The sequence below is a fragment of the Streptomyces sp. HUAS YS2 genome (assembly GCF_033343995.1).
Classification (GTDB): domain Bacteria; phylum Actinomycetota; class Actinomycetes; order Streptomycetales; family Streptomycetaceae; genus Streptomyces; species Streptomyces solicathayae.
Window position 1 is genome coordinate 4,041,764 of record NZ_CP137573.1, and the last position, 25,482, is coordinate 4,067,245.

The 25,482-nt window shown below is 69.9% G+C and carries 30 protein-coding genes; 18 read left to right on the forward strand and 12 right to left on the reverse strand.

The window, feature by feature from the left end:
* Window positions 1-218 precede the first annotated feature (218 nt).
* The 6 genes from dnaB (at window position 219) to R2D22_RS18555 (ending at window position 5,269) form a co-directional block, all read left to right on the forward strand.
* Window positions 219-1,706 (forward strand): replicative DNA helicase, encoded by a 1,488-nt coding sequence (dnaB, locus tag R2D22_RS18530; RefSeq protein ID WP_318104986.1) that lies wholly within the window; start codon window positions 219-221, stop codon window positions 1,704-1,706.
* A gap of 52 nt (window positions 1,707-1,758) precedes the next feature.
* Complete coding sequence (locus R2D22_RS18535; RefSeq protein WP_318104987.1) at window positions 1,759-2,169, forward strand: VOC family protein; 411 nt, start codon at window positions 1,759-1,761, stop codon at window positions 2,167-2,169.
* Between the two features lie 38 nt (window positions 2,170-2,207).
* Entirely contained in the window at window positions 2,208-2,639 is a 432-nt protein-coding gene (locus R2D22_RS18540; protein ID WP_318104988.1) for a helix-turn-helix transcriptional regulator, read from the forward strand.
* Window positions 2,640-2,644: 5 nt separating this feature from the next.
* On the forward strand, window positions 2,645-3,271 hold the full coding sequence (locus R2D22_RS18545; protein WP_318104989.1) for a glyoxalase: 627 nt from the start codon (window positions 2,645-2,647) through the stop codon (window positions 3,269-3,271).
* Between the two features lie 86 nt (window positions 3,272-3,357).
* The gene (locus tag R2D22_RS18550) at window positions 3,358-3,813 is read left to right on the forward strand and encodes a pyridoxamine 5'-phosphate oxidase family protein (protein WP_318104991.1); all 456 of its coding nucleotides are present in this window, start codon (window positions 3,358-3,360) and stop codon (window positions 3,811-3,813) included.
* 79 nt (window positions 3,814-3,892) lie between these two features.
* The gene (locus tag R2D22_RS18555; protein WP_318104992.1) at window positions 3,893-5,269 is read left to right on the forward strand and encodes a serine hydrolase domain-containing protein; all 1,377 of its coding nucleotides are present in this window, start codon (window positions 3,893-3,895) and stop codon (window positions 5,267-5,269) included.
* Between the two features lie 85 nt (window positions 5,270-5,354).
* Here the strand turns inward: R2D22_RS18555 and R2D22_RS18560 are convergent, their stop codons facing one another.
* The 4 genes from R2D22_RS18560 to R2D22_RS18575 all read right to left on the reverse strand — a co-directional run bounded on the left by R2D22_RS18560 (window position 5,355) and on the right by R2D22_RS18575 (window position 7,825).
* Window positions 5,355-5,807: a GNAT family N-acetyltransferase gene (locus tag R2D22_RS18560; protein ID WP_318104994.1), complete on the reverse strand. Its 453-nt coding sequence runs from the start codon at window positions 5,805-5,807 to the stop codon at window positions 5,355-5,357.
* A 10-nt stretch (window positions 5,808-5,817) separates the two neighbouring features.
* Complete coding sequence (locus R2D22_RS18565) at window positions 5,818-6,297, reverse strand: MarR family winged helix-turn-helix transcriptional regulator (protein WP_318104996.1); 480 nt, start codon at window positions 6,295-6,297, stop codon at window positions 5,818-5,820.
* Window positions 6,298-6,410: 113 nt separating this feature from the next.
* Complete coding sequence (locus tag R2D22_RS18570; RefSeq protein ID WP_318104999.1) at window positions 6,411-7,283, reverse strand: GNAT family N-acetyltransferase; 873 nt, start codon at window positions 7,281-7,283, stop codon at window positions 6,411-6,413.
* Between the two features lie 5 nt (window positions 7,284-7,288).
* Window positions 7,289-7,825 (reverse strand): DUF2269 domain-containing protein, encoded by a 537-nt coding sequence (locus R2D22_RS18575; RefSeq protein WP_318105001.1) that lies wholly within the window; start codon window positions 7,823-7,825, stop codon window positions 7,289-7,291.
* Between the two features lie 186 nt (window positions 7,826-8,011).
* Between R2D22_RS18575 and R2D22_RS18580 the strand changes: the two genes are divergently transcribed.
* A complete protein-coding gene (locus tag R2D22_RS18580) occupies window positions 8,012-9,166 on the forward strand; it encodes a globin domain-containing protein (RefSeq protein ID WP_318105004.1) in 1,155 nt (384 codons plus the stop codon).
* 28 nt (window positions 9,167-9,194) lie between these two features.
* Here the strand turns inward: R2D22_RS18580 and R2D22_RS18585 are convergent, their stop codons facing one another.
* The 4 genes from R2D22_RS18585 to R2D22_RS18600 form a co-directional block, all read right to left on the reverse strand.
* A complete protein-coding gene (locus R2D22_RS18585; RefSeq protein WP_318105006.1) occupies window positions 9,195-9,677 on the reverse strand; it encodes an NUDIX domain-containing protein in 483 nt (160 codons plus the stop codon).
* 35 nt (window positions 9,678-9,712) lie between these two features.
* Window positions 9,713-10,609, reverse strand: a complete 897-nt coding sequence (locus R2D22_RS18590) for a LysR family transcriptional regulator (RefSeq protein ID WP_318105007.1) — start codon at window positions 10,607-10,609, stop codon at window positions 9,713-9,715.
* Window positions 10,610-10,810: 201 nt separating this feature from the next.
* Complete coding sequence (locus R2D22_RS18595; protein WP_318105010.1) at window positions 10,811-11,956, reverse strand: cystathionine gamma-lyase; 1,146 nt, start codon at window positions 11,954-11,956, stop codon at window positions 10,811-10,813.
* Window positions 11,957-11,988: 32 nt separating this feature from the next.
* Complete coding sequence (locus R2D22_RS18600; protein WP_318105011.1) at window positions 11,989-12,369, reverse strand: phage holin family protein; 381 nt, start codon at window positions 12,367-12,369, stop codon at window positions 11,989-11,991.
* Between the two features lie 51 nt (window positions 12,370-12,420).
* Between R2D22_RS18600 and R2D22_RS18605 the strand changes: the two genes are divergently transcribed.
* The 4 genes from R2D22_RS18605 to R2D22_RS18620 all read left to right on the forward strand — a co-directional run bounded on the left by R2D22_RS18605 (window position 12,421) and on the right by R2D22_RS18620 (window position 14,804).
* Window positions 12,421-12,738 carry a cupin domain-containing protein gene (locus tag R2D22_RS18605; protein ID WP_318105013.1) on the forward strand — a complete coding sequence of 106 codons (318 nt, stop codon included), beginning with the start codon at window positions 12,421-12,423 and terminating at the stop codon, window positions 12,736-12,738.
* A gap of 185 nt (window positions 12,739-12,923) precedes the next feature.
* Window positions 12,924-13,136 carry a DUF5326 family protein gene (locus R2D22_RS18610; RefSeq protein ID WP_318109853.1) on the forward strand — a complete coding sequence of 71 codons (213 nt, stop codon included), beginning with the start codon at window positions 12,924-12,926 and terminating at the stop codon, window positions 13,134-13,136.
* Between the two features lie 357 nt (window positions 13,137-13,493).
* Window positions 13,494-14,231, forward strand: a complete 738-nt coding sequence (locus R2D22_RS18615; RefSeq protein WP_318109855.1) for an IclR family transcriptional regulator — start codon at window positions 13,494-13,496, stop codon at window positions 14,229-14,231.
* A 138-nt stretch (window positions 14,232-14,369) separates the two neighbouring features.
* Window positions 14,370-14,804 carry an SsgA family sporulation/cell division regulator gene (locus tag R2D22_RS18620; protein WP_318105015.1) on the forward strand — a complete coding sequence of 145 codons (435 nt, stop codon included), beginning with the start codon at window positions 14,370-14,372 and terminating at the stop codon, window positions 14,802-14,804.
* Window positions 14,805-14,837: 33 nt separating this feature from the next.
* On the opposite strand, the gene R2D22_RS18625 is transcribed toward R2D22_RS18620, so the two are convergent.
* Complete coding sequence (locus R2D22_RS18625; RefSeq protein WP_318105017.1) at window positions 14,838-16,220, reverse strand: YibE/F family protein; 1,383 nt, start codon at window positions 16,218-16,220, stop codon at window positions 14,838-14,840.
* Between the two features lie 210 nt (window positions 16,221-16,430).
* Here R2D22_RS18625 and thiC point away from each other — a divergent pair, with 210 nt between their 5' ends.
* Window positions 16,431-18,221, forward strand: coding sequence for a phosphomethylpyrimidine synthase ThiC (thiC, locus tag R2D22_RS18630; protein WP_318105019.1), 1,791 nt, complete (start codon window positions 16,431-16,433; stop codon window positions 18,219-18,221).
* Window positions 18,222-18,296: 75 nt separating this feature from the next.
* On the opposite strand, the gene R2D22_RS18635 is transcribed toward thiC, so the two are convergent.
* Together R2D22_RS18635 and R2D22_RS18640 are read right to left on the reverse strand one after the other, a co-directional pair.
* On the reverse strand, window positions 18,297-18,884 hold the full coding sequence (locus tag R2D22_RS18635; protein ID WP_318105020.1) for a hypothetical protein: 588 nt from the start codon (window positions 18,882-18,884) through the stop codon (window positions 18,297-18,299).
* 205 nt (window positions 18,885-19,089) lie between these two features.
* Complete coding sequence (locus R2D22_RS18640; protein WP_318105023.1) at window positions 19,090-20,442, reverse strand: NsdA family TPR-like regulatory protein; 1,353 nt, start codon at window positions 20,440-20,442, stop codon at window positions 19,090-19,092.
* 170 nt (window positions 20,443-20,612) lie between these two features.
* Between R2D22_RS18640 and R2D22_RS18645 the strand changes: the two genes are divergently transcribed.
* The 3 genes from R2D22_RS18645 (at window position 20,613) to R2D22_RS18655 (ending at window position 22,143) form a co-directional block, all read left to right on the forward strand.
* On the forward strand, window positions 20,613-21,191 hold the full coding sequence (locus R2D22_RS18645; protein WP_318105024.1) for an ATP-binding protein: 579 nt from the start codon (window positions 20,613-20,615) through the stop codon (window positions 21,189-21,191).
* 214 nt (window positions 21,192-21,405) lie between these two features.
* Entirely contained in the window at window positions 21,406-21,645 is a 240-nt protein-coding gene (locus R2D22_RS18650) for a DUF7848 domain-containing protein (protein WP_318105025.1), read from the forward strand.
* Window positions 21,646-21,837: 192 nt separating this feature from the next.
* On the forward strand, window positions 21,838-22,143 hold the full coding sequence (locus R2D22_RS18655; RefSeq protein ID WP_411977041.1) for a hypothetical protein: 306 nt from the start codon (window positions 21,838-21,840) through the stop codon (window positions 22,141-22,143).
* A 407-nt stretch (window positions 22,144-22,550) separates the two neighbouring features.
* Here the strand turns inward: R2D22_RS18655 and R2D22_RS18660 are convergent, their stop codons facing one another.
* A complete protein-coding gene (locus tag R2D22_RS18660) occupies window positions 22,551-23,324 on the reverse strand; it encodes a GntR family transcriptional regulator (protein ID WP_318105027.1) in 774 nt (257 codons plus the stop codon).
* 165 nt (window positions 23,325-23,489) lie between these two features.
* On the opposite strand from R2D22_RS18660, the gene R2D22_RS18665 reads away from it, so the two are divergent.
* The 3 genes from R2D22_RS18665 to R2D22_RS18675 are packed head-to-tail and all read left to right on the forward strand — an operon-like array spanning window position 23,490 to window position 25,332.
* Entirely contained in the window at window positions 23,490-23,837 is a 348-nt protein-coding gene (locus R2D22_RS18665) for an SCO3933 family regulatory protein (protein ID WP_318105030.1), read from the forward strand.
* Window positions 23,837-25,138 carry an FtsK/SpoIIIE domain-containing protein gene (locus R2D22_RS18670; RefSeq protein ID WP_318109858.1) on the forward strand — a complete coding sequence of 434 codons (1,302 nt, stop codon included), beginning with the start codon at window positions 23,837-23,839 and terminating at the stop codon, window positions 25,136-25,138. Before R2D22_RS18665 ends, R2D22_RS18670 begins: the two co-directional genes overlap by 1 nt.
* On the forward strand, window positions 25,135-25,332 hold the full coding sequence (locus R2D22_RS18675) for a hypothetical protein (RefSeq protein WP_318105031.1): 198 nt from the start codon (window positions 25,135-25,137) through the stop codon (window positions 25,330-25,332). The genes R2D22_RS18670 and R2D22_RS18675 overlap by 4 nt, the downstream gene beginning before the upstream one ends.
* The last annotated feature ends 150 nt before the right edge of the window (window positions 25,333-25,482 follow it).

Consider the following 25,482-nt stretch of genomic DNA (forward strand, 5'->3'; position numbering starts at 1 on the left):
CCGGTCCGTGCACAGGTTCCGCGGAGTTCTCCACAGCATTGGGGCGTTCACCCACAGGCCCTGTGGATAACCAGATTGGCTGACGGTGCCCGCGGGCCTACCGTGGTCCGGCGCCCGACGCGCCAGAAGCGGAGTCAAAGCCTCTTGTTTGTCCGAGCCGTGGCGTAAGAAAGAGTGGCACGGAGTAGTCCGCGGTGCGGACGGGAGGAGGTGGCTGGGTGAGCATTCCCGAGCCCTTGGACGACCCCTGGGCGGACACGGGACCCAGCGACCGTCTGCCCGTCTCACGGCAGCGCGGTGAGAGCCGTGGCCGCGGCCGGGGTCGCGACGACCAGCACGACCGGGGCAGCGAGAGCGGCCCCTGGGACGGCGGTCTGTCGGCCTTCGAGCGGGTGCCCCCGCAGGACCTCGACGCGGAGCAGTCCGTGCTCGGCGGCATGTTGCTCTCCAAGGACGCCATCGCGGACGTCGTGGAGATCATCAAGGGCCACGACTTCTACAAGCCGGCGCACGAGATCGTCTACAGCGCGATCCTCGACCTGTACGCGAAGGGCGAGCCGGCCGACCCGATCACGGTAGGCGCGGAGCTGACCAAGCGGGGCGAGATCACCCGCGTCGGCGGCGCCTCGTACCTGCACACCCTGGTCCAGTCCGTGCCGACGGCGGCCAACGCCTCGTACTACGCGGAGATCGTCCACGAGCGGGCGGTGCTCCGCCGCCTGGTCGAGGCCGGCACCAAGATCACGCAGATGGGATACGCCGCCGACGGCGACGTCGACGAGATCGTGAACTCGGCCCAGGCGGAGATCTACGCGGTCACCGAGCAGCGCACCACCGAGGACTACCTGCCGCTCGGCGACATCATGGAGGGCGCGCTCGACGAGATCGAGGCGATCGGCTCGCGCAGCGGCGAGATGACCGGTGTGCCGACCGGCTTCACCGACCTCGACGCGCTGACCAACGGCCTGCACCCCGGTCAGATGATCATCATCGCGGCCCGTCCCGCCATGGGTAAGTCCACCCTTGCGCTGGACTTCGCCCGGGCGTGCTCCATCAAGCACAACCTGCCCAGCGTGATCTTCTCCCTCGAAATGGGCCGCAACGAGATCGCGATGCGTCTGCTCTCGGCGGAGGCCCGGGTCGCGCTGCACCACATGCGCTCCGGCACCATGACCGACGAGGACTGGACCCGGCTCGCCCGCCGGATGCCGGACGTCTCCCAGGCCCCGCTCTACATCGACGACTCGCCGAACCTGTCGATGATGGAGATCCGCGCCAAGTGCCGCCGCCTCAAGCAGCGGGCCGGCCTGAAGCTCGTGGTCATCGACTACCTGCAGCTGATGCAGTCCGGCGGCTCCAAGCGCGCCGAGAGCCGGCAGCAGGAGGTCTCGGAGATGTCGCGAAACCTCAAGCTCCTGGCCAAGGAGCTGGAGCTGCCGGTGATCGCGCTCTCGCAGCTGAACCGTGGCCCCGAGCAGCGCACGGACAAGAAGCCCATGGTCTCCGACCTGCGTGAGTCCGGCTCGATCGAGCAGGACGCCGACATGGTCATCCTGCTGCACCGCGAGGACGCCTACGAGAAGGAGTCACCGCGCGCCGGCGAGGCGGACATCATCGTCGGCAAGCACCGTAACGGCCCCACGGCGACGATCACCGTGGCCTTCCAGGGTCACTACTCGCGCTTCGTGGACATGGCACAGACCTGATCGGACAGGAACCGAGAAGCGCGGCCCCCGGGCCGCGTCTAGCCTGATGGTCATGGACATCTCCATCCACACGAGCTTCCTCCCGCACGACGACCCGGACGCCTCCGTGGCGTTCTACCGCGACGCCCTCGGCTTCGAGGTCCGCAGCGACGTCGGCCAGGGCAAGATGCGCTGGATCACGGTCGGCCCCGTCGGCCGGCCCGACACGTCCATCCTGCTGGCGCCGCCGGCCGCCGACCCCGGGGTCACCGAGACCGAGCGCCGCACCATCGCCGAGATGATGGCCAAGGGCACCTACGGCTGGATCCTGCTGGCGACCCCGGACCTCGACGGCACCTTCGAGAAGGTGCGCTCCGCCGACGCCGAGGTGGTCCAGGAGCCGACTGAGCAGCCCTACGGCATCCGTGACTGCGCCTTCCGCGACCCCGCGGGCAATCTGATCCGCATCCAGGAACTTCGCTGACCCCGCCGAGCACGCGCTCGGCCGAGAAGGAGTTCTTCATGTGTCACCCCTCGTGGGGGCGTGCGCGCATCGCGGCGCAGCGCCTCGGCGACCTCGCGCGGCTGCGCCGGGTCCGCGACCGGATCGACCGGGAGCACGTGCGGCCACTGGACCTCGCGGCCCTCGCCCGCGACGCCGGCATGTCCGCCGGTCACCTCGGCCGGGAGTTCCGGCTGGCGTACGGCGAATCGCCGTACGCGTACCTGACGAGACGTCGCATCGAGCGTGCAGAGGCGCTGTTGCGGCATGGCGGGCTCGGCGTCGACGAGGTCGGCCGGGCGGTCGGCTGCCCGTCGGCGGCCACCTTCGAAGCCTGCTTCACCGAGCTGGTCGGGGTGTCGCCCGGTACGTACCGGAGCCGGGTCGCGGAGCTGCCGGCGGGACCGGTCAGGAATCGAGAAGCCCCGGCCACCGTGCCCCAACTAGCGTGAGGGGCATGGCAATCATCGACTCCGTCACCCTCGAGGTGGCCGACACCGCAGCCGCCGCCCGCTTCTACGCCGCCGCCTTCGGCCTGGACTCGCAGCTGCGCCTGCGCGCCTCCGAGGCACCCAGCACCGGCTTCCGCGGGTTCACCCTCGCGCTCACGGTGTCCCAGCCGTCGACCGTCGACAGCCTCGTCGGCTCGGCCCTCGAGGCCGGTGCCACGGCGCTGAAGCCCGCCTCGAAGTCGCTCTGGGGCTACGGCGCCGTGGTCCAGGCACCGGACGGGTCGATCTGGAAGATCGCGACCTCGGCGAAGAAGGACACCGAACCCGCCACCCGGCGGATCGACGAGTTCGTGCTCCTGCTGGGAGTCGCGGACATGGCCGCGAGCAAGCAGTTCTACGTCGGGCAGGGCTTCACCGTGAGGAAGAGCTTCGGGCGTGCCTACGCCGAGTTCGAGGCCGGCTCGGGTCGAGTGAAGCTGGCCCTGTACCGGCACCGGGCCCTCGCCAAGGAGGTCGGGGTCTCTCCCGACGGCACGGGGGCGCGCCGGCTCGTGATCGGTGGCGACGCCGAGCCCTTCACCGACCCGGACGGGTTCGTCTGGGAGGCCGCGGTGCCGGCGTCCACGCTCTGAACGGTCCCCCGGAACAAGCGGGATCAGGCAGGATCACACCGGATCACACCGGAACAGGAACGCTTCACACAACAACGGGAGGAACCATGACGGACGCGCCGCCGCGCGGGCTCGACGAGAGGCTGCGGGACACCCGCGCGAGGCTGGAGAACGACGTCGACCTCTGGCTGGCGTCGTCGGGATCCCAGGACGGAGTCCACATGGTCCCGCTCTCGTTCCTCTGGGACGGGACCGCGTTCCTCGTCTCGACGCCGCGCGCGTCCGTCACCGGCCGCAACCTGCTCGCGGACGCACGCGTGCGGCTCAGCCTCGGGCCCACGCGGGACGTGGTCGTCGTCGACGGCACGGCCGAGCCGGTGGACGTCGCCGACCTCGGCCCGGGCACGGGTGACGCGTTCGCCGCCAAGACCGGCTTCGACCCGCGCGAACTCGACAACCCCTACCAGTACTTCCTGATCAGGCCGCGGCGCGTCCAGGCCTGGCGCGAGGCGAACGAGCTGAGGGGGCGCGACCTCATGCGGGACACCACCTGGCTCGGCTGACGGCCGCCTCCCCTTCCCGCCGGGGACACCGCGCGAAATGTGGTCGACGCGGGCCGTGGAACACCGTTGGATCACGTCCATGACGTCATCCTTCGAAGCCCTGCTGCCCTCCACCGAGCGGGCGCTGCTGCACCGCGTCGCCGTCGCCCAGTCCGAAGGGCGGGCGCCGTCGTTCGTCGGTGCCGTGGTCCGGGACGGTCGGACCGTGTGGAGCGGTTCCCGCAGCTGCGTGGACGGGCACGCCCCGGACGCGGACACGCAGTACCGCATCGGCTCGCTCACCAAGGTGTTCACCGCCGTCCTGGTCATGCGGCTGAGGGACGAGGGCCTGCTGGATCTGAGCGACCCGCTGGAGAAGCACCTGCCGGGCACGGGCGTCGGTGAGGTCACCGTCGCCCAACTGCTCGGCCACAGCGCGGGTCTGGCCGCAGAGTCGCCCGCGCCCTGGTGGGAGCGGACGCCCGGTACGGACCGGCCCACGCTCGCCGACGTGCTCGGCGACAAGCCCTTGCTGCATCCGGCAGGCCGCGGCCACCACTACTCCAACCCCGGCTACACACTGCTCGGTTCACTGGTCGAGGCGGTGCGCGGAGTCTCCTGGGAGGAGGCGCTGCGCGGCGAGATCCTGGAGCCGCTGGGGCTGAGCCGGACGACCGTGCAACCCGTGGCCCCGCACGCCGGGGGCTGGGCGGTGCACCCCTGGGCCGATGTGATGCTTCCCGAGCCCGCCGAGGACCTGGGACTGATGGCTCCGGCCGGCCAGTTGTGGTCGACGGCCGCGGACCTGTGCCGCTTCGCGGTGTTCCTCGCGGAAGGGGACGACCGGGTCCTCGCCGCCGCCACGGTCGCGGAGATGCGTACGCCGGCCGTTCCGCCGGCGGCGGAGGACCGGGACGGGGGATACGGCCTGGGGGTGCAGCTGCTGCGCCGGGACGGGCGGACGCTGATCGGTCACACGGGTTCGCTGCCGGGCTTCGTGGCCTGCCTGTGGGTGAGCGTCGAGGACGGGGTGGCGGCGGTCGCGCTCGCCAACGCCACCTCGGGGCCTCTGACTTCGGTGGTCGCAGCCGATCTCGTACGGATCGTGGCGGAGGCGGAGCCGCGGTTCCCGGAGCCGTGGCGGCCGTTGCCGGAGGCGGACGAGGAACTCCTGGCGCTGACCGGCCCCTGGTACTGGGGCACGTACGCGTACGGGCTGCGGCTGGCGGCGGAACGCGGGGTGGTCTTGGAACCGCTGCGGGGTGCGGGGCGGGGGGCGCGCTTCAGGGCGCTGCCCGAGGGCGGCTGGATCGGGCTGAACGGGTATTACGCGGGGGAGACCCTGCGGGTGGTGCGCCGGGAGGACGGCTCGGTGAGCCATCTGGACCTGGGGTCGTTCGTCTTCACCCGGGAGCCTTACCAGCCGGCGGACGCCGTACCGGGCGGCGTGGACGAGGGCGGCTGGCGCGGTCTGTGAGCCCGTGTTTCACGTGAAACAGGCACCGGGGCGGGCCGCGGGTCCGCCCCGGCGCTGTTCGCCACTCAGGGCGGTGCTCCGGCGCTCAGAGAGTTATCTTGAAGCCCAGGTGGGAGGCTTCGAACCCGAGCCGCTCGTAGAAGCGGTGGGCATCGGTGCGGGTGGCGTCGGAGGTCAGCTGCACCAACTGGCAGTTCTGGCGGCGCGATTCGTCGATCGCCCACTCGATGAGCTCGGTGCCGAGGCCGCTGCCGCGTTCGGCGGAGTGGATCCGCACGCCCTCGATGATCGAGCGGGTCGCGCCGCGGCGGGAGAGTCCGGGAATGATCGTGAGCTGGAGCGTCCCGACGACCGCGCCGGAGCGGACGGCGACGACCACGTGTTGGTGGGGATCACCGGCGAGCCGCTCGAAGGCGGTCTCGTACGGGGTGAGGTCGTCGGGGGACTCGCGCAGGGCGCCGAGGGGGTCGTCGGCGAGCATCGCCACGACGGCCGGGATGTCCGTCCGCAGGGCGGGCCTGATTTCAAGATCGCTCATAGAGCGCAGGTTACGCCTCGGCCGGTGCGGGGCGGCCCGGTACGCGGAGCTCCTCGACGACCCGCACCAGGGGCGCCAGCTCGGGGTTCTCCGCGGCCTCGTCCAGGGCCTCCCGGAGGGCGGCGTCGTTGGTGGGGCGCGCCTCCTCCAGGAGCGTGCGGCCGGCGTCGGTGACGTCGGTGTAGATGCCTCGGCGGTCGGTCGCGCAGATGTAGCGGGTGAGCAGCCCGCGCTCCTCGAGCCGGGAGACCAGGCGAGTGGTGGCGCTCTGGCTCAGGACCACCGCGTCGGCGACCTGCTTCATCTGGAGGTGGCCGCCAGGGCCCATGTGCTGCCGGTCGAGGACGTCGAGGAGGGAATACTCGCGCATGCTCAGGCCGTGCCCGGCCTCCAGCGCGCGTTCGATGTGGGACTCGATCCTGCCGTGGAGCAGCGAGAGGGCGCACCAGCCCTGGGAGAGGGCGGTGAGTGCGGGGTCGGTCGCAGTCATGGGTTCTCCTCGGTCCGGAGCGGCCTTTCCCAGCGTAGACGACGCACGCAATTGTCTGCGTCTGCAACTATCGTCTCTCGTGGCCACCACCCCGAGGCGTCACCCGATGGCGATCACCCGGCGGCCACCGTCAATGGGGCGAACCGGCGGTTCCAGTCGCCCGGCAGGTCGGGGATGCCGAGGTTCATGACCGCGTTGAACATGATCGTCGCGAGCCCGTTGGCCTTGAGCCAGTCCCGCAGGTTCTCGTGGCGCTCGTCGATGTCCGTCCGGAGCGGGCGGTCCGTGTGCCGGGCCAGGGAGGCGACGAGCGCCTGGGCCGTGGCGGTGTCACGGGCGACGAGCGGGCCGACGACATGCGTGTCCATGTTGGGCCAGGCTGCCGCGTAGCCGGTGATCACACCCTGCTCCTCTGCCACCCGGAGCTGGTCCGCGAAGGCCGGCAGCCGGGTGATCATGTGGGTCCGGTCCAGGCCGAAGACCTGCGTGTCCAGGCGCACGATCGCAGGAAGGTCCTCCGCCGTGGCCGGACGCGTGGGAATCCCGGGGGCGGGCTCGGCGAAGGTGAAGCGGCCCTTGAGCATCTCCGCGCGGCCCGTGACGGCGAAGCCCAGCTCCTCGTAGAGCGGCTGCCCGTTCGGCGTCGCGTGCAGCGTGAGCGGGGTGTTGCCGGCCTCCGCGACGACATGGCGCATCAGCCGCCTGCCGACGCCCTGCCGCGCGTACCGCTCGGCGACCAGCACCATGCCGACGGCGGAGAGGCCGGGGCCGTACGAGGTGACCACGCAGGCCGTCACCAGTCCCTTGCCCGACGGGTCGTCGATGCCGTAGCCCGTGCCCGCGGCGAGGAGCAAACCCCACTTGTGCTCCTCGCGCAGCCATCCGCGGTCCTCGGAGAGGTCGGCGCAGGCGGTCAGATCCTCGAGGGTGAGCCGCCTGATGGGGAGCTCGTGGAGGGAGGGGAGCGAGGGGTGCGGTGTCGGCATGGGGGTCAGGCTGACCGACGGAGTGATCGCCCGTCCACTGCTTTACCAGAACTGGTCGTACCGGCCGATCTCCGAAGGCGGCGTCCCCTGCGGGTGAGCCCCCAGGGCTTGAGAACGGAGACCGCCGTCATGAACAGGTACGCGGTGGTGGCCACGCTCGGCGCGGCGACCAGGCTGATGTCGGGGACCCCCGCCGCCGCGGCGTGGGAGATCTCCGGCCGCAGCGCGAACACGGTGGCGGCGGCCGTGCCCAGCGTGATCCAGAACTTGATCCAGACCCAGCGGTGCCGGGCCAGACCCCAGGGCGTGCCCAGCGACAGCACCACTCCGCTGCCGAGGGCAGCCAGGGCGATCGGGGCGAGCAGCCAGTCGGCGAACACGTCCATGGCGGTGTACGCCGCCTGTGTCAGGGACGGCTCGGCGGTCGCGTACGCGGTGATGCCCAGGGTCAGCAGGCCCAGGGTGAGGCCGAGCCAGCCCACGGAGACGGCTACATGGACGACGAGGAGTGCCCGCCGGGCGGGCCGCTTGAGTGGTTTCACGTGAAACACCGTGCCGTCGGGAGCCCTCGGCCCGCGTCCGACAGGGGGAGTAAGCCGGCGTACGAGGCGGGGAGTATGCCGGACACACGGGTGTGAAAGAGAGCAGCTTAGCCAACAGGAAGGGGGGATTGGTCGGGAATTCCACTCTCTGTCCGAACCGGGTACCAGAACTGCCATGCTGCGCCCATGACCGAGACCGCGGAGCCGCGGATACCTCCCGAATCCGAGCAGGCCCCCTCCCCCGACGCCCTGCTCGTCCGGCGGACCCTGGCGGAGATCGCCCCTGTGGCCGACAAGGTCACCGGATACTTCTACGCGCTGCTTTTCATACACCGCCCCGAGCTGCGCGGGCTCTTCCCCGCCGCGATGGACACCCAGCGCGACCGCCTGCTCAAGGCGCTGCTGACCGCCGCCGAGCACATGGACGACCCCGACGTGCTCGTCCCCTATCTCCAGAACCTCGGCCGAGGGCACCGCAAGTACGGGACCGAGGCCGGGCACTATCCGGCGGTCGGCGAGGCCCTGATCGGGGCGCTGATCCGGTACGCCACGACCACGTGGAACGAGGAGACCCAGGCCGCCTGGGTGCGCACGTACACGAAGATCTCGCAGATCATGATCGACGCGGCGGCGGAGGACGAGGAGCACGCGCCTCCCTGGTGGCACGCGGAAGTCGTCTCGCACGACCTGCGCACGCCGGACATCGCCGTGGTCACCCTGCGGCCCGACCAGCCGTACCCGTTCCTGGCCGGCCAGTACACGATGCTGGAGACGCCCTGGTGGCCCCGGGTCTGGCGGCACTACTCGTTCGCCTCGGCGCCCCGCCCGGACGGGCTGCTCTCCCTGCATGTGAAGGCCGTCCCGGCCGGATGGGTCTCCAGCGCGCTCGTCCACCGCGCCCGCCCCGGCGACGTGCTGCGCCTGGGGCCGCCCGCCGGCTCGATGACCGTCGACCACTCCAAGGACAACGGGCTGCTCTGCCTGGGCGGCGGCACGGGCATCGCCCCCATCAAGGCGCTCGTCGAGGACGTGGCCGAACACGGCGACCGGCGCCCGGTCGAGGTGTTCTACGGGGCGCGCAGCGACCAGGACCTGTACGACATCGACACGATGATGCGGCTCCAGAAGAACTTCCCCTGGCTCTCGGTCCGCCCGGTCACCGAGCAGCAGGGAAGGCTCCCGGAGGCCGTGCGCCGGTACGGGCCGTGGGCCGAGTACGACGCCTATCTCTCCGGGCCGCTCGCCATGGTCCGCAGCAGCATGGACGTGCTACCGGGCGTGGGCATCCCCATGGACCGGATCCGCCACGACTTCCCGACGGAACTCGCCGGCCGGCCCTGAGCCTGCCCCTCCGGGGCGCCCCCCCGCCCTAGCCGAGGTCGGGCGCGTGCATCGCCCGGACGCCCTCGATGTTGCCGTCGAGATAGTGGCGCAGCGACAGCGGGACGAGGTGCACGGCGGCGATCCCGACCCGACTGAACGGAACCCGGACGATCTCGTACTCGCCCAGCGGCTCGTCGATCTCGGGGCCGTGCCGCTGCGCGGGGTCCATCGACTCCAGGCGGCAGACGAAGAAGTGCTGCACCTTCACACCGGACACGCCGCCGTCGGTGCCGATGTGCTCGACCGTGTCGACGAAGCAGGGCACCACGTCGGTGATCTTCGCGCCGAGCTCCTCGTGCACCTCGCGGTGCAGGGCTTCGACCACGGTCGAGTCCGAGGCTTCCACGCCGCCGCCGGGCGTGAGCCAGTAGGGATCCATCCCCGGCTTGGTGCGCTTGATGAGGATGAGATCGTTTCCGTCGAGCAGGATGGCGCGTGCGGTGCGCTTGACCACGGGTCGTTCGGTCATGGGAAGAAAATGGCCCGACTCCGCCGTCCTGAAACTCACCAGTCCGCCGCGGCCCGCAGCAGACACTCGTGGGCCCGGGCGATGTGCGGCAGCGCGAGGGTCCCGGTCCGCACCACCAGGAAGTAGGTCCGCAGCGGCGGGACCGGCGGATCGAGCAGCGCGACCAGGGCGCCGCGCTCCAGCGCGTCCTGGCAGAGATAGCGGGGCAGGACGGCGAGCCCGGCGCCGGACGCCGCCGACTCCAGGACGGCCCGCAGGTCCGGGGCGATCACCGTCGCGGCGGCGGCCGGCTTGGTCTCGAAGACCGCCGCCCAGTAGCGGGCCACGAACGGCAGCGATTCGTGCACCTCGACCACCGGGAGCTGTTCGAGCACCACCGCGCCCTTGTCGAGCAGTACGCCGGGGGAGAGCCGGGCGGCCCAGCGCGGCGCGGCGACCAGGACGTGCTCCTCGTCGCACAGCGGCGTCGCGGTGAGCAGCCCGCCGCGCGGCCGGGCGGTCGCGATGGCCAGGTCGTGATGTCCGGCGGCCAGCCCGTCGAGGATCTCCTCCGTGTTGCCCAGGAGCGAGGTCCGCATGGTCAGACCCTGCGACACCAGGGGGGTGAGGGCGGGCAGGGCGCGTACGGAGGTGAACTCCGGCGGGCCGGCGAGGTGGAGGGTGCGTACCCCGCTCTCCTCGTCCAGGCCGGTCTCGACGATCTCGACGAGGGCGTCCAGATGCGGGGCGGCTCGGTGGGCGAGTTCGTCGCCGATGGTGGTGGCGGTGACACCGCGGGCCTGGCGCAGGAACAGCGGCCGGCCCAACTGCCGCTCCAGTGTCCGGATCTGGCTCGTCACGGCAGGCTGGGAGAGACCGAGGAGCGCGGCGGCGCGGGTGAAGGAGCCGGCGCGGTGCACGGTGACGAAGGTGCGTAAGAGGGCGAGGTCCATGTCCGTCCCTCCCCGGCGCTCGGCCTGACCGTCCAACTATAAATAAGTCGATAGGCCTCTGTCGCTACCGTGATTGGACACTGACGCAGAGTCAACTAGCCTTGTTCACGCGGTTCTCCGCGCGTGGAACCGGGGTGTTCCGAGCCATGAGGGGGGAGGCTCGGAGCACCCCGTTCCGAGGTCGCGGGGGTCGCGCGACGCTCAGCCGGCCGCCTTGTCCAGTGCCCGCAGCACGTCGTCGATCAGGTCCTCCGGATCCTCCGCGCCGACCGAGAAGCGGACGAAGCCCTCCGGCACGGCATCACCGCCCCAGCGCCCGCGCCGCTCCGCCGTGGACCGCACCCCGCCGAAGCTGGTCGCGTCGTCCACCAGCCGCAGCGCGTCCAGGAACCGCTCGGCCCACTCCTTGTCCGGCAGCACGAACGAGACCACCGGTCCGAAGCGCCGCATCTGCGTCGCCGCCAGCGCGTGGGAGGGGTCCCCCGGCAGCCCGGGGTAGCGCAGACCGGTGACCTCGCTGCGCTCGGCGAGGGTCGTGGCCAGGGTCAATGCGGTCGCGCACTGCCGGTCGATGCGCAGCCGCAGTGTGGCGAGCGAACGGTGCGCCAGCCAGGCCTCCATGGGGCCCGGGATCGCCCCGGCGATCTTGCGCCAGCGTCGCACCTGCGCCGCCCGCTGCGGATCGCGACAGGTCACGTGCCCCAGCAGGATGTCGCCGTGCCCGGTCATGCCCTTGGTGTCGCTGGCCACGGAGAAGTCCGCGCCCAGTTCGAGCGGGCGCTGCCCGAGCGGGGTCGCCAGCGTGTTGTCGACGGCCACGAGCGCGCCGCCCTCGTGCGCCACGCGCGCCAGGCGCCGCACGTCGCACACGTCCAGGCCGGGGTTCGAAGGCGTCTCGATCCACAGCAGCCGCGCCCCGTCCAGGACGGAGAGCTGTGCGTCGCCGCCGGTCGGCGCGGTGCGGACCTCGATCCCGAACGCCCGCATCTGCTCGTGCAGCAGAGGCAGGGCCTGGTAGCCGTCGCTAGGCAGGACCGCGACGTCGCCGGCCTTCAGCTGGGAGAGCAGTACCGCCGAGATCGCCGCCATGCCCGAGGCGAAGACGATCGTCTCGACGCTCTCCCCCGGTGCCTCCAGCTCGCCGATGGCCCGTTCGAGATGGGTCCAGGTCGGGTTCTCGTCGCGGCCGTACGTGTACGGGCCGGTCGGGTCGCCCGGCAGGTGGAAGTGCGCGGCGAACACCGGACCGGGCAGGGTCGGTTCGTACTTCACCGGCTCCGGCAGCCCGGCCCGCACCGCTCGCGTCCCGTCGCCGTATCCGCCGGCGCCCGATCCCTCTTCGTTCATGTCGCCCGCTCCTCCACGTCGTTCCATCCGGATCAGTCCTTGCCGTCGGGGAGTACGACGTTCAGCGCCCACGACACGACCGAAATGATCAGGCCACCGAGCACGGCGGTCCAGAAGCCCTCGACGTGGAAGGACAGGTCGAGCTTGTCCGCCAGCCACGAGGTCAGCAGCAGCATCAGGGCGTTGATCACGAGCGTGATCAGCCCCAGCGTGAGAATGAACAGCGGCAGCGAGAGCAGCTTCACGACGGGCTTCACGAGGAAGTTGACCAGGCCGAACACCAGGGCGACGAGGAGCAGGGTCCATGCCTTGTTCGCCGTGCTGTCACCGGTGAGGGTTATGTCTTCGAGCAACCAGATGGCGACGGCGAGCGCACCCGCGTTCGCGATCGTCTTGACTACGAAATTCATCATGTGTCTGATCGTGGCAGACATGATCGGGCCAATGGCAGGGGCGTACGCACGATGAAGGCATTCCGACTGGACGAGCTGGAGGCGGAGCGCCTCGCGAACGACGGGGCGTATCTGCAGTTCCTTCGCGAGCGGAACATGTCGGCCGGGCTGTACGCGCTGAACGCGGGCGAGCTGGACCCGCAGCAGCCGCACGGGCAGGACGAGATCTACTTCGTCGTCAGCGGACGCGCCTCGATCACGGTCGGGACGGAGACCACGCAGGTGGGGCGCGGCAGCGTCGTCTACGTGCCGGCCGGGCAGCCGCACAAGTTCCACCACATCACCGAGGACCTGCGGGTGATGGTGGTGTTCTCGCCGCCCGAGAGCTGAGCCGGACCCCTGCCCCGCGGGGAGCCGGCCCCCTGCCTTGGGCGGGCCCGGACCCCGGGGTTCCCTAGGGGGCGGATCAGGGGAGAGCAAGGGCTGCGAGGCCTCCGCCGACCCCCCTGCCGCCCCTAGCATCGAGGGTGTTCGGTCAGGAGAGGACTCGGAGAGAGGGAAGAACAATGGCGGCGATTGGGGAGTTTCTCGCGGGGATGCCCTGGTGGGTGAAGTGGGTCGCGATACCCGTCATCGCCCTGTTCGTGTTCGGCGGGCTGATCGCCAGCGTCGTCGGCTTTCTCGTCGGCCTGCTGTTCAAGGTGCTGCTGTTCGTCGCGCTCGTCGGCGGACTGGTCTTCGTCGTCCGCAAGTTCATGGCGTCGTCGACGTCGAAGAGCGACTGGTAACGACCGGTAGCACAAGCTACTCATCGGTACGGCGTCCTGGCCGGGTATTAGCCCGGCCGGGGGACAGCCCCGGGCGAAACCCCCGGCGGGCCAGGGGCTGCCATTAGAGTGGAAAACCGCTGCCGCCCTGGGCGAACAGGCGTCGTCGAACCCCTGACCAGTGGATTTGGCGGCCGGCCCGGGCGGGTCCCGCGACGGACCGGCCGACCCGGACGGATCCTGTGACGGACCCATCCGGTCCCCGGAGCGCGGCGGGTGAGCGGGGGAGGCCCCCGCGGGCGGGTGCACCGCACCCGTCGACACGCCTGGGGGTGACCTTTGGCCACGGCGATTGCTCCACAGACGGCCACGCCTACTCTGATCGGCTCGGTCCAGCGGGCGTTGAGACTTCTGGAGGCCGTGGGCTCCCACGAGGACGGAGCCCCCGCCAAACAGCTCGCGCGGGAAGCGGGTCTCCCGCTCCCCACCGCGTACCACCTGCTCCGCACGCTGACCCACGAGGGATATCTGCGCCGCGAGAAGGGCGTGTTCGTCATCGGCGAAGCGGCCGTCCGGCTGGCCGGCGGCGGGGCCGTGCAGAATCGTCGCACCAAGGTGGAGGACTCGTTGGCGCTCTGGCGCGACGAGATCGGCGTCCCGGTGTACTTCGCGCTCTACCGCGAGGGCGAGATCGAACTCGTCGCCGTCGCCGACACCCCCGCGGCCCCCGCGGTCGACGAGTGGGCCGACTTCCGCGAGACCGCCCACGCGCACGCGATCGGGCAATGTCTGCTCAGTCAACTGGATGTGAAGAGTCGTCAAGACCACCTTGACCGGCATCCGGTGGAAGCTCTCACTCCGTACACGCTGCGTAATCGGCGTGCGCTTTTGGATCGTTTGGGCGGAATGGGGCGAATGGAGCCGATCATCGAGCGTCAGGAATATGCACTTGGCACCGTCTGTGCGGCCATCCCCATCACCGTGGGCTCCACGGCGGCCGCCATGGCCATTTCCCTGCCCCTTCACCAGGCAGATCGGTTGCTGCCCGCAGTCGATCGACTACGGAATGAGACCGGAAGGCTCTTGAGTTCACTCGCGTTCTCTATCAGTATCTGAAAAATCACTCCTTGTGATCTGCTAGCGCTTACAGCACGATTGCGTCAAGAGGGCCATCGGGGATCATTCCTGGCCGTTTTCGTCACAGCTTTCAGCAGGTGTCTTGTCACAACTGCTTCATCTACTGCGGGGTACACGATGCGCGAGTCGGTGCAGGCCGAGGTCCTGATGAGCTTTCTCGTCTCCGAGGAGCTCTCCTTCCGGATCCCGGTGGAACTGCGGTACGAGACCAAGGATCCCTACGCGGTGCGGATGACCTTCCACCTGCCCGGCGACGCTCCCGTCACCTGGGCGTTCGGCCGGGAGCTGCTCCTCGACGGGATCAACCGGCCGAGCGGCGACGGTGACGTGCACATCGCGCCGACCGACCCCGAGGACCTCTCGGACGTCTCCATCCGGCTCCAGGTGGGGGCGGATCGGGCCCTGTTCCGGGCCAGCGCGCCGCCGCTCGTCGCGTTCCTCGACCGGACGGACAAGCTGGTGCCGCTCGGCCAGGAACGGACCTGGGGGGAGTTCGAGGACTCCCTGGAGGCGGCGCTCGGCAAGATCCTCGCGGAGGAGAACGCCGGCTGAGTGCCGAGCGCCCGTACCGACCGCCGAGGCGCGCTACTTCGCGCGTCGGCGCCGTCCGCCCCGAGCCGGCCGGCGCCCCGCGCCTCGGGCGTCTCCCGCCGCTCCGCCCGCTCCCGCTGCCTCCGCCTCCGCGCGGTCGGCCGAGACGACCAGCGCCGCCAGTGCCGTCGTGACCGGTACCGAGGCGACCAGGCCGATCGACCCGACCAGCGTCCGGACGATCTCCTCCGCGACCAGTTCGCTGTTGGCCACCGTCCCCACACTGCTCTGCGCGATCGAGAACAGCAGCAGCAGGGGCAGGGCGGCACCGGCGTAGGCGAGGACGAGGGTGTTGACCACGGAGGCGATGTGGTCCCGGCCGATCCGGATGGCGGCCCGGTACAGGCCGCGCGGCCCCATCCCGGGGTCCGCCTGGTGGAGTTCCCAGACCGCCGAGGTCTGGGTCACCGTCACGTCGTCGAGCACGCCCAGCGAGCCGATGATGATGCCGGCGAGCAGCAGGCCGGACATGTCGATGTCCGGGTAGAGGCCGTGGATCAGCCCGGTGTTGTCGTCGGTGTTGCCGCTGAGCGCGGCCCAGTCGATGAACACCGAGCCGAGCAGGCCGATCAGCAGCAGCGAGATCAGCGTCCCCAGGACCGCGACGGAGGTCCTGGCCGAGACACCGTGGCACATGTAGAGCGCGATGAGCATGATCGCGCTCGATCCGACCACCGCCACGACCAGCGGGTTCGAGCCCTGCAGGATCGCGGGCAGGATGAAGAAGGTCAGGATCAGGAAGCTGATGGCGAGCGCGATCAGCGCCATGACCCCGCGCATCCGGCCGACGACCACGACCGCCAGCGCGAAGATGGCGGCGAGGACCGCGATCGGCACCTTCCGGTTCACGTCCGTGACGGAGTACTGCAGGTCGCGCGGGGCGTCGGGCGCGTACGCGACCACCACGCCCTGGCCCTCGTGGAGTTGCCGGGGCGCGTCCGGCTGCACGATCTCGGTGAAGGTGCGCCCCTTCTCCGGACCGCTGGTGACCTCGACCGTCGCCTTCGCGCACTGGCCCTGCTGGGCGTTGACCGCCTCACGGCCCTCCGGCGTGGAGGTGTCCCCGGTGGGCGGGACCTGGCCGGCGTTCACCTCCTTGCAGTCGAGGTGCTCCACCTTGACCACCTCGCCCTGCTCGGTCTGCCGGTCGAAGCCGACACCGGTGCGCTCGTGGGCCGGCGCGCCGCCCGGCCACAGGACCACGAGACCGACCACCACCGCGGTCGCGAACGGGATCAGCACCGCGGCGATGACTCTGCGCAGATGGCGGGAGACGGGCGCGGCAGGCCCGTGGCTGTGCGTGTGGCCGTGGCCGTGAGCATGGCCTTCGCCGTGACCGTGGCCGTTCGGTTCGGGGTTCCGCTGGGTGGACGTCACCGGTCGATCATCGCAAGAACGGAGGGGGCCCTCTGTTCAGCACGCCAGGGAGGACGCTAGCGTGGTGACACCTTTGCACACGCGGGAGCTCGGAGCACCGGGCTGAGAGGGCGCTGATCACCGTACGCGCGTACTGATGTACGTACGGGAGGAGGCTGCGCCGACCGCCGAACCTGTTACCGGGTAATGCCGGCGTAGGGAGTAGGTCTCATGACCATTCAGGATGCACGCACGCCTGCCGCCGATCAGGCCGCCGTTCAGTCCGAGCGGAAGCCGGGCTGGCACAAGGGGTACGTCGAGGGCTCCCGCCCCGACCTCCGGGTGCCGGTCCGGCAGGTGCACCTCACCAACGGCAAGGACGTGACGCTGTACGACACGTCCGGTCCGTACACCGACCCCACCGTGGAGACCGATGTGCGGCGCGGCCTGCCGCCGCTCCGCGAGAACTGGATCATCGGCCGCGGCGACACCGAGGAGTACGCGGGCCGTCCCGTCCGTCCCGAGGACGACGGCATCAAGCACACCTCGCCCCGCGGAGGTCTGAAGAACCTCGACGCGGTCTTCCCGGGCCGCCCGCGGCTGCCCCGTCGGGGCCGCGACGGGCAGGCGGTGACGCAGCTCGCGTACGCCCGCCGGGGCGAGATCACCCCGGAGATGGAGTACGTCGCGATCCGCGAGAACGTTTCCCCCGAGGTCGTCCGCGAGGAGATCGCGGCCGGGCGCGCGGTGCTGCCGGCCAACGTGAACCACCCGGAGATCGAGCCGATGATCATCGGCAAGCGGTTCCTGGTGAAGGTCAACGCCAACATCGGCAACTCCGCGGTCACCTCCTCCATCGAGGAGGAGGTGGAGAAGATGACCTGGGCCACCAAGTGGGGCGCGGACACGGTGATGGACCTTTCCACCGGCCGCAACATCCACACCACCCGTGAGTGGGTTCTTCGCAACTCCCCCGTGCCGATCGGCACCGTGCCGCTCTACCAGGCGCTGGAGAAGGTCGACGGCAAGGCCGAGGAGCTGACCTGGGAGATCTACAAGGACACCGTCATCGAGCAGGCCGAGCAGGGCGTCGACTACATGACGGTGCACGCCGGCGTGCTGCTGCCGTACGTGCCGCTGACCGCCCGCCGCAAGACCGGCATCGTCTCGCGCGGTGGCTCGATCATGGCCGCGTGGTGCCTCGCGCACCACAAGGAGAACTTCCTCTACACGAACTTCGAGGAGCTCTGCGAGATCCTCGCGGCGTACGACGTCACGTACTCGCTGGGCGACGGACTGCGCCCGGGCTCCATCGCGGACGCCAACGACGCGGCGCAGTTCGCCGAGCTGAAGACGCTGGGCGAGCTGAACACGATCGCCAAGCGGCACAACGTGCAGACCATGATCGAGGGCCCGGGCCACGTCCCGATGCACAAGATCAAGGAGAACATCGACCTCCAGCAGGAGATCTGCGAGGAGGCGCCGTTCTACACGCTCGGCCCGCTGACCACGGACGTCGCGCCCGCGTACGACCACATCACCTCGGGCATCGGCGCGGCGATGATCGCCTGGTGGGGCACCGCGATGCTCTGCTACGTCACGCCCAAGGAGCACCTGGGCCTGCCGAACCGGGACGACGTGAAGACCGGCGTGATCACGTACAAGATCGCGGCGCACGCGGCGGACCTGGCCAAGGGCCACCCGGGCGCGCAGGAGTGGGACGACGCGCTCTCCGACGCGCGGTTCGAATTCCGCTGGGAGGACCAGTTCAACCTGGCCCTCGACCCGGACACGGCCCGTGAGTTCCACGACGAGACGCTTCCGGCGGAGCCGGCGAAGACGGCGCACTTCTGCTCGATGTGCGGCCCGAAGTTCTGCTCGATGAAGATTAGTAGAAGCATCACAGAGCAGTTCGGCGGTGAAGCGGACGCCACGCCGGAGGAGATCGAGGCCGGGATGCTGGAGAAGTCCAAGGAGTTTGCGGCCGCCGGCAACCGCGTCTACCTTCCGCTGGCTGACTGACCTGCGCAAACGGGGCTGACCGACGGTACTCCGGGGGAGTCGTCGGTCAGCTGGCCCCAACGAGACGGCTCCGGTTTAGGCGTCCGGATTCCCTCCCGCGGCGACGACCTTGACCCGATCGATCTGGATCTTGGCAAATGCCTGGAGGTCGGGCTTCTTCGCAGGGTGGTTGCTGACCATGCGGACGATGACGCCACCGACCCTCATGACGACCTCGTCCTCCTCGGGACCGGTGAATGCCGTGGTCTCCTCTGCGCCGGCCGAGATCTCCAGAGGCTTCGCACCCGACTCCGCGAGTTCCTGCTCCGAGGGGGCCGTGCTCTTCATGGTCGCTCGCGCGTCATCTGGAGCCTGGAACGAGTAGATGTGAAAGGTGACCGCGCCTGTGCCGCCGTTGGGTGAGTAGTTCGCCCGCCCGTAGGCGATCACGCCGCCGCAGTTCGCTTCTGTGTGCCCGGTGCACGTGCCCACGGCCTCCTGACCGTCGAGCACCTCACCGAAGGTGCTGCCCCAGCCTTCCGGTGCGCTGGCCTCGCTCACCAATGCCGTACGCACCATGTCGGGCGCGAGCGACACTGTGGACTCCTTCGGCTTGTCAGTACCTCCCTGGTCGGTCTGGCCGAGGTCGTCTTCCTGGCCTCCGCAGCCAATCAGCGCCGCCATCAGCAGGACTCCGCCTGCGGTCCCCCGTGCAACCCTGCGCACAGCTAACACCCCTTATTCAAAACGTGGATTGGAGCCCTCAACCTATCTCGATCAAGGAGCCACCATGTCAGGGGGAGCAGTTCCCATAGCCGTGACTCGAAGGCCAGGGCTACTGGCTCCCGGCGATGCGGGGCCAGCTCGTCGCCTGCCCACAAGCGGCGGGTCAGAACGGAAGGTCTGGTGTGCTTGCGCCGCGTGTGATGGTCAGGATGCGTTCGTGGAAGTCTCGGGTGGCGGCCTCGCGGGGGTAGCGGGAGCGGAGTTCCTTGTCGAGTTCGTTGGCGACCAGGAGGAGAGACGGGAGTGACTTCCGGTCGGCGTCGAGGGCCTTGTTGGCCATGCCGATGGCCTCATCTATCTCGCCTGTGCGGGCGGCGGTGACTCCGAGGGTGAGGCGGGCTTCTGCGGCGCGCATGGGGGAGATCTCGGTTCCGTCGGGGCCGGTGCTGATCCGGATCACCGACCGGGCGTGGTCGGCGGCGCGCTCGTCGTCTCCGAGGAGACGGTAGGCGTCCATCTCGTAGAAATCCCACTTGTCCGGGTCGATGATGAAGTGGTGCTCGGGGTGTTCCGGGCGGGGCAGACGATCCAGCCTCGCTCGTCCGGCGTCCAGGGAGTCGCGGACCAACCGGGCGTCTCCCATGCGGGCGGCGGCTCGGGCCTTGTGTGCGTAGAGCTGCACGCCGACGGAGTGTGACTGGTCGGCGACATGGCCGGCCTCTACTGCGTCGAGCATGTCTTGCCATCGGCTCTGGGTGAGGGCGAACCACGCCTCGATCTCCCATGCCCACGCCTTGATCTCGCCGTGGCCGGCCTCGTCGCCGATCCGGAGGGCCGCTGCCTTGCTGAGGTTGGCGGCCTCTCGCTGGCCACGGTCGTACTGGACGCACGCGTTGAGCAGGAACAGCCATCCGGCGTCGACGAGGAGTTCCCGGTGCTGGCGCAGGGTCGTCCTGCCTTCGAGCTGCTTGACGACATACTGCAAGCCGTTTCGGGTGCGCTCGTGCAGGTAGTCGGCGTTGGCGTACGGGTAGGCGCGGGCCAACTGGTCGATACCCTGCTCGATCGACTCCAGGGCGGCGCTGTTGATGCTGGACATCTCCGTCTGCCGTAACAGCTCGGCTATGTCCCACAGTCCCACACCGCCCTGTGCGAGCAACGTGCTCGGGTCCGCTGTCTGAGTCGTGTCCGGTCGCCGCTCCAGCTCCCATGGACGTGGGGCGAGTCCTGCGAGGTGGCCAGGGATGCGTAGCCCGTCCACCACTTCGAGGATCTTGCGGTACTGCGTGATTCGGGGGCGTACGCCCTTGCCCTCGGTCTCGTCCCTGGCCATCTTGCCGATGTGCTCGCGCTTGTAGCCGACGGCCTCGGCAATCTTGGCGTAACTGACCTTGCCGTGGAGCCTGGCGAGTCGGAAGACCTCGCCGAAATCGTGGTTGGCGATCGCGGAGCGCACATCGGCGCGTTCCAGCACGTGCGGCGGGAGCGCTGCCGGCGTCGGAGCAACTTCGGTCATCTCACATCCCCGTGATGATTGACCTGACGTCTCTTCGGTGTCCTGCTCGCGAGTGTACCCATGAGGGGGGTCCCCAAGAGGGGGGAGCGACAGCGGGTACAGGGGGTGCATCCTCGGTCCCCCTGCCGGGAACGCCCCGGTAGTCGTGACCGAGGACGGTCGATCGTGTCATGGAAACCGGAGAGGTCGAACGCGGGTTACTCCCGGCAACAGAGGTGGGAATCGTCGGGCGTGCCGAGGTAGCGGCGGGGGGCCGTTTCCGTGCGCTCACCCTCCTTGCGAGTGCGCAGGACACCCCGCGCACCGCGCGGCGCATGGCGGTCGGGACGCTGAAGTGCTGGGAACTCGGCGGCCTGGCGGAGGATGTGGAGCTCTGTGTCTCGGAGTTGGTGGGCAACGTGGTGCTCCACGCGATCACTGACCGCCGTCCGCTGGAGCCCGGCCAGCGGCCGGTGATCACGCTCACCCTGCGGTCCTGGCCGCGGTGGCTGTTCGTGGAGGTGGCCGACGAAGACCCCGACCCGCCCACGCTGCCACTCGGTGACGGCTTCGGCCCGGACTTGGCCGAGGACCTGCCGGAGGCGCTGTTGCCCGATCACGGGCGGGGGCTGCACATCGTGCGGACCCTGGCGGATTGCGTGTGGTGGGCGCCCGGTGAGAACGGCGGCAAGAGCGTTGTCTGCCGCTTCGACCTCGACGGCGGCCCTGGCGGAAGGCTCGTGGGCACTCATGAGGGGCGGTGGATGTGATGGCGCGAGTTGTGGCGCTGTGGCTTCGGCGCGGGGACGTGGTGAGCGATCGGGGCCGGCGGCGGGAGGTCAAGGCCGTGCGCTCGGATCGCCGTTCCGCGGGGTGCCCGGCGGTCGTGCTGGTCTTCAAGTCGGGATCCGCTCGTCGGGTGAATGCCACAGACGTGGTGAGTGTGGAGCGCGGGGAGCGCGGCTCCGGCCGGAAGGGGCGTCGATGACGACGCGGGCGGTATGGCGATACGCGGAGTGGACGTTGAGCCCGGACACCTCCAGGGGGAGCGGGCCGGTCTATGAGGCGGAGTGCACGACGTGCTGGGAGGCGTCCGACGCTTCGGAGTCGACGGAGGGCCCGGAGATCTGGAGTCTCAAGCACGCGGGGCGGACCGGGCACACCGGCTTCCGGAACCTGATCACCAGCTTCTCGCAGGCCTCCTTGGTGGAGGGCCAGAGCTGATCTCCGTCACGTAGAGCCGGACCGAGACGACAACCGAAAACGAGACCGGACCACCCCCGCGCCTGGCAGCTACCGGGGTGGTCCGGAAGGGGACGCAGCGGTCCCCGGTGCCGATGGTACCGGGGCCGCTGTGCTGCGTTTCTGCCCTGGACCAAAAGGAGTTGATGATCCGTCATTTCGATCGGGGCAGGGGTGAGCGAGTTGACTGGCGCGGGTGAGGAGTGGCCGAGTGAGGGTCTCGATGTTTTGGGCGCCGGCTCCGGTCTTTGGGTGTCCGGCGTCGACTACGTGGCGGGCTGGCGCGACGCGCGGGAGGCCGCGGATCGGTTGAACCGAGCGCTGCTCGGTGTCGGGTTAGAGCTGTCGGAGGTGCGGGCCGTCGCGTCAACGGATGAGAACGGACGGGGCGTCGTGCGCGTCGCGGGCCGGACGAACGCCGTAGGTCTGATCGCCGGGCTCTTGGAGTCGGTCTCGGATGGCGAAGGCGGCGCGTCGTGAGGCGGCCTTTCCCCGTTGAGCGTCGCACGTGGGCACGTCACCGGCTGGAGAGACTTTGGGCTGGAGCTGCCATGGGGCGAGTGAACAGGGGGCCTTACGCTGGCCCGGCGAATCGGGCAGGCACCTGCCCTGCCCGCTGTTGTGCCCGATGGGCCCCCTGTTCTTCGAGGCTCGCCCCATGGTGGCTGCCTAAAGTCTCGGAAGCTGGCGACCCCCGGCTCCGTGGGCTCCTGCCCGCGTGGTGCGGTCGACGTCTTCCGGTCTCGGGTGTGCTGCGTCTGGGGGCGTCCGGCGACCGGCCGGGACCGGCGGCCACGCCGCATGCCCGGCCGGGGCGGCCGGGCGGCCCGGCGCGCCGTAGGCGCGCCCTTGAGGAAGTGGAGAAAGTTTCGACAGATCTACGGCCGTCAGGGGCGCGCGTTCTCGACGGGCTCGGCCTCGATCCGGTAGGTGAGTTCGGCGCGGTCCGCACCGACGCGGAGCTCTTCGAGCATGAGGGCCTGGTCGTCGGTGCCACAGGTGATCCGGGACTGGTGCAGGACCGGGGTTGCATCGGGCAGTCGCAGCGCGGTCCGTTCGTCGGGGAGCGGCATGCGGGCCCGGACACCCTCCGACCACCACAGTTCGTGCCCGGCCTTCGTCAGCATCTCGTACGCGGTGGCAGGGTCGGTGCCCGGCGCTTCGGCGAGGGCGGGTACGGCCTCGGCCGTGGCGAACGGGATCAGTGTGCGGTGCATCGCCCGCGTCCCGGTGGCGGGGTCGATGAGCAGCCGGTCGCAGCCGAAGAGTGCTTCGCCGGCGCGGAGTTCCAGGAGATGCGCCGTGGCCTCGGTGGCGTTGGTGCGGTAGGTGCTCGGCTCCTCGGCCTGCTGCCACTTGGCCACGCCGTAGAGCACGAACTGTCCGCCCGGCGTATGGCCGACGTAGCTCGTGAGGTCGACCACGGGCGCGCTGGCGGCGCGGACGAAGCTGCCCTTCCCGTGGTGCACATCGATCAGTCCTTCCGCGCGCAGTGCGGAGACCGCGTTGCGGACGGTCGGGCGCGAGACCTTGTAGCGCTCCATGAGCTGGGACTCCGAAGGGAGCGGGGTGCCGGGCTCGTACTCGCCCGAGAGGATCGCCTCCCGGATCGCGGCGGCAACCTGCTGGTACAGCGCTCCGGGGCGCTGGATCTCCGTCATCTCGGCACCTTCGGGTCGAAGTCGTAGGTACGTCGCACGCGCGACATCACTCGTCAGCATAAGTAGTTGACCCCTCGCCGTACAGGACCCCACACTCGTAACTCGTAAGGATAAGTGACGTCAGAAGAAGTCTGGCGTCGTGACTGGCCAGGGAGGCCGACAGAAATGCAGTCCATTCCCGTGGACACGGCGCGACTGGGCGTACTGCGGTGCGCCATCGCGCCTGAAGCGAAGATCAGCAACTCCGAGACGCAGGAGGTGAAGAAGGACCGGGACGGCAACACGATCTACACCGTGGCCGTGACGGTGCGGCAGGACCGCCGGCGTATCTCCGTGATCGAGATCGCCGTGGCCGGTGAGCCGAGGGGCGTGGAGGAAGGCCAGATCGTCAAGGTCACCGGCCTGGTGGCGTTCGCCTGGTCGATGGGCGACCGGCACGGAATCAGCTTCCGGGCCGACGCGATCACGCCGGTGTCCGGCGCCCCGGCTCAGGTCAAGGGCGGCGGTGCGTGATGGGCGCGATCCTGCTCGCGTTATCGCTCGCCGTGCTCGCCTGGGTGTTCGTCGTCGCCGACCTGCTGCGGCGGCAGCGTCCGGCCTGGCACTGGTACGTCACCGGCTACCCGGTCACCGCGTGCCGGGTGCTGCTCACCTGGCGCAGGGTCGCGATGCTCAACGACCTTGCGGTGTCCCGTCGTCCGCCGCGCGGGCTGCTCGGGGACGTGTTGGTGAAGGGTGACCCGCTGAGGCCGGTGGCTCCGCGGATCACCTTCCCGCTCGCCACCCGCATCGGCCTCACCGTGGTCGTACGGCTGCATGCGGGCCAGACGCCGGCGACGTACATGAAGGCGGCCGACGCGCTCGTGCACGCGTGGAAGGTCCACGCCGTGCGCGTCACCTCGCCGGAACGCGGCCTCGTGCTCCTGACCGCGACGGCCACTGATCCGCTGGAACGCCCCGGCTTGGCAACAGCTCCCGCCGCGCTGTTGTCCGCGCTCATCGGCGCATTGGAGAGCGGTGGGGCATGGGTGATGGATCTCCGGCTGGTGCCGCACTGGCTCATCGCGGGGGCCACCCGCTCGGGCAAGTCCACCTTGCTCGCCCGGCTGATCACCCAACTCGCGCCGCAGCCGGTCGCCCTGGTCGGCATCGACTGCAAGGGCGGGATGGAACTCGGCCTGTTCGCCGACCGGCTGAGCGCCCTCACGACATGTAGGCGTGAGGCAGTCGCCGTGCTCACCGCGCTCGTGGCCGACATGCAGAACCGCATGCGCGCTTGCCGGGCCGCGGGGGTGCGCTCCATCTGGGAACTGCCCGACAAGCTGCGGCCCGTGCCGGTCGTCGTGATCGTCGACGAACTGGCGGAGCTGTATCTCTCCGACGGCCGACGCGAGAGCAAGGCGGAGGCAGATCAGTGCTCCACACTCCTCCTCCGCCTGGCCCAGCTCGGTGCGGCACTCGGCCTGCACCTGGTCGTCGCGGGCCAGCGCGTCGGCTCGGACCTCGGCCCCGGCGTCACCGCGCTCCGGGCCCAACTCGGCGGCCGGATCTGCCACCGGGTCAACGACCCCGGTACGGCGGAGATGACCCTCGGTGACCTCAACAAGGACGCCGTTGCGGTCGCCCAGTCGATCACTTCCGAGGAACAGGGCGTGGCCGTCTGCACTGGCCCGGACGGCGGTTGGAGCCGTGCCCGATCGCACCTGACGACGACCGAGGAAGCCATGGCCACGGCCCGGAAGTACTCCGCCATGACTCCGGAACTGCCCGCCATAGACCGCGCACTTGTGGCGCTGGAAGGAGACGGCAAGTGATCAACGAAGGTGTGGCGTTCACGTTCTCAGTGATCTTCGGGATCATCACCGTCCTCCTCGTCCGCTCCCGCGACGTCCGCGCCTGGGAAGCGGTCTGCGTCGGCCTCTTCGGGGTCTACCTCGGCCAGACGCCCGTGGTCTTCACCGTCCACGGATTACTGACCTGGGTCATCAGCGGCTTCTCCCACACCTGAGGAAGAAGGACAGACATGCCCATGAGCCGCGTGAGGTGCCCCCAGTGCAAGGGCGAAGGAGCCCGAAGGACCTGGACCGGACGCCGGCACCGCTGCCGCGTCTGCCGAGGCACCGGAACCATCCGCTGACCTGAGACCGGCACGACCGAC

Bases quoted from the DNA above. Each gene is read 5' to 3' on its own strand.
- R2D22_RS18665 (WP_318105030.1), top strand. From the start codon at position 23,490: ATGCAGTCCATTCCCGTGGACACGGCGCGACTGGGCGTACTGCGGTGC.
- R2D22_RS18650 (WP_318105025.1), top strand. From the start codon at position 21,406: ATGACGACGCGGGCGGTATGGCGATACGCGGAGTGGACGTTGAGCCCG.
- R2D22_RS18555 (WP_318104992.1), top strand. From the start codon at position 3,893: ATGACGTCATCCTTCGAAGCCCTGCTGCCCTCCACCGAGCGGGCGCTG.
- R2D22_RS18600 (WP_318105011.1), bottom strand. From the start codon at position 12,369: ATGATGAATTTCGTAGTCAAGACGATCGCGAACGCGGGTGCGCTCGCC.
- R2D22_RS18640 (WP_318105023.1), bottom strand. From the start codon at position 20,442: ATGACCGAAGTTGCTCCGACGCCGGCAGCGCTCCCGCCGCACGTGCTG.
- R2D22_RS18620 (WP_318105015.1), top strand. From the start codon at position 14,370: ATGCGCGAGTCGGTGCAGGCCGAGGTCCTGATGAGCTTTCTCGTCTCC.
- R2D22_RS18580 (WP_318105004.1), top strand. From the start codon at position 8,012: ATGACCGAGACCGCGGAGCCGCGGATACCTCCCGAATCCGAGCAGGCC.
- R2D22_RS18560 (WP_318104994.1), bottom strand. From the start codon at position 5,807: ATGAGCGATCTTGAAATCAGGCCCGCCCTGCGGACGGACATCCCGGCC.
- R2D22_RS18535 (WP_318104987.1), top strand. From the start codon at position 1,759: ATGGACATCTCCATCCACACGAGCTTCCTCCCGCACGACGACCCGGAC.
- R2D22_RS18590 (WP_318105007.1), bottom strand. From the start codon at position 10,609: ATGGACCTCGCCCTCTTACGCACCTTCGTCACCGTGCACCGCGCCGGC.
- R2D22_RS18645 (WP_318105024.1), top strand. From the start codon at position 20,613: ATGGAAACCGGAGAGGTCGAACGCGGGTTACTCCCGGCAACAGAGGTG.
- R2D22_RS18570 (WP_318104999.1), bottom strand. From the start codon at position 7,283: ATGCCGACACCGCACCCCTCGCTCCCCTCCCTCCACGAGCTCCCCATC.
- R2D22_RS18550 (WP_318104991.1), top strand. From the start codon at position 3,358: ATGACGGACGCGCCGCCGCGCGGGCTCGACGAGAGGCTGCGGGACACC.
- R2D22_RS18545 (WP_318104989.1), top strand. From the start codon at position 2,645: ATGGCAATCATCGACTCCGTCACCCTCGAGGTGGCCGACACCGCAGCC.
- R2D22_RS18605 (WP_318105013.1), top strand. From the start codon at position 12,421: ATGAAGGCATTCCGACTGGACGAGCTGGAGGCGGAGCGCCTCGCGAAC.
- R2D22_RS18670 (WP_318109858.1), top strand. From the start codon at position 23,837: ATGGGCGCGATCCTGCTCGCGTTATCGCTCGCCGTGCTCGCCTGGGTG.
- R2D22_RS18540 (WP_318104988.1), top strand. From the start codon at position 2,208: ATGTGTCACCCCTCGTGGGGGCGTGCGCGCATCGCGGCGCAGCGCCTC.
- R2D22_RS18565 (WP_318104996.1), bottom strand. From the start codon at position 6,297: ATGACTGCGACCGACCCCGCACTCACCGCCCTCTCCCAGGGCTGGTGC.
- R2D22_RS18585 (WP_318105006.1), bottom strand. From the start codon at position 9,677: ATGACCGAACGACCCGTGGTCAAGCGCACCGCACGCGCCATCCTGCTC.
- R2D22_RS18595 (WP_318105010.1), bottom strand. From the start codon at position 11,956: ATGAACGAAGAGGGATCGGGCGCCGGCGGATACGGCGACGGGACGCGA.
- R2D22_RS18660 (WP_318105027.1), bottom strand. From the start codon at position 23,324: ATGACGGAGATCCAGCGCCCCGGAGCGCTGTACCAGCAGGTTGCCGCC.
- thiC (WP_318105019.1), top strand. From the start codon at position 16,431: ATGACCATTCAGGATGCACGCACGCCTGCCGCCGATCAGGCCGCCGTT.
- R2D22_RS18635 (WP_318105020.1), bottom strand. From the start codon at position 18,884: ATGGCGGCGCTGATTGGCTGCGGAGGCCAGGAAGACGACCTCGGCCAG.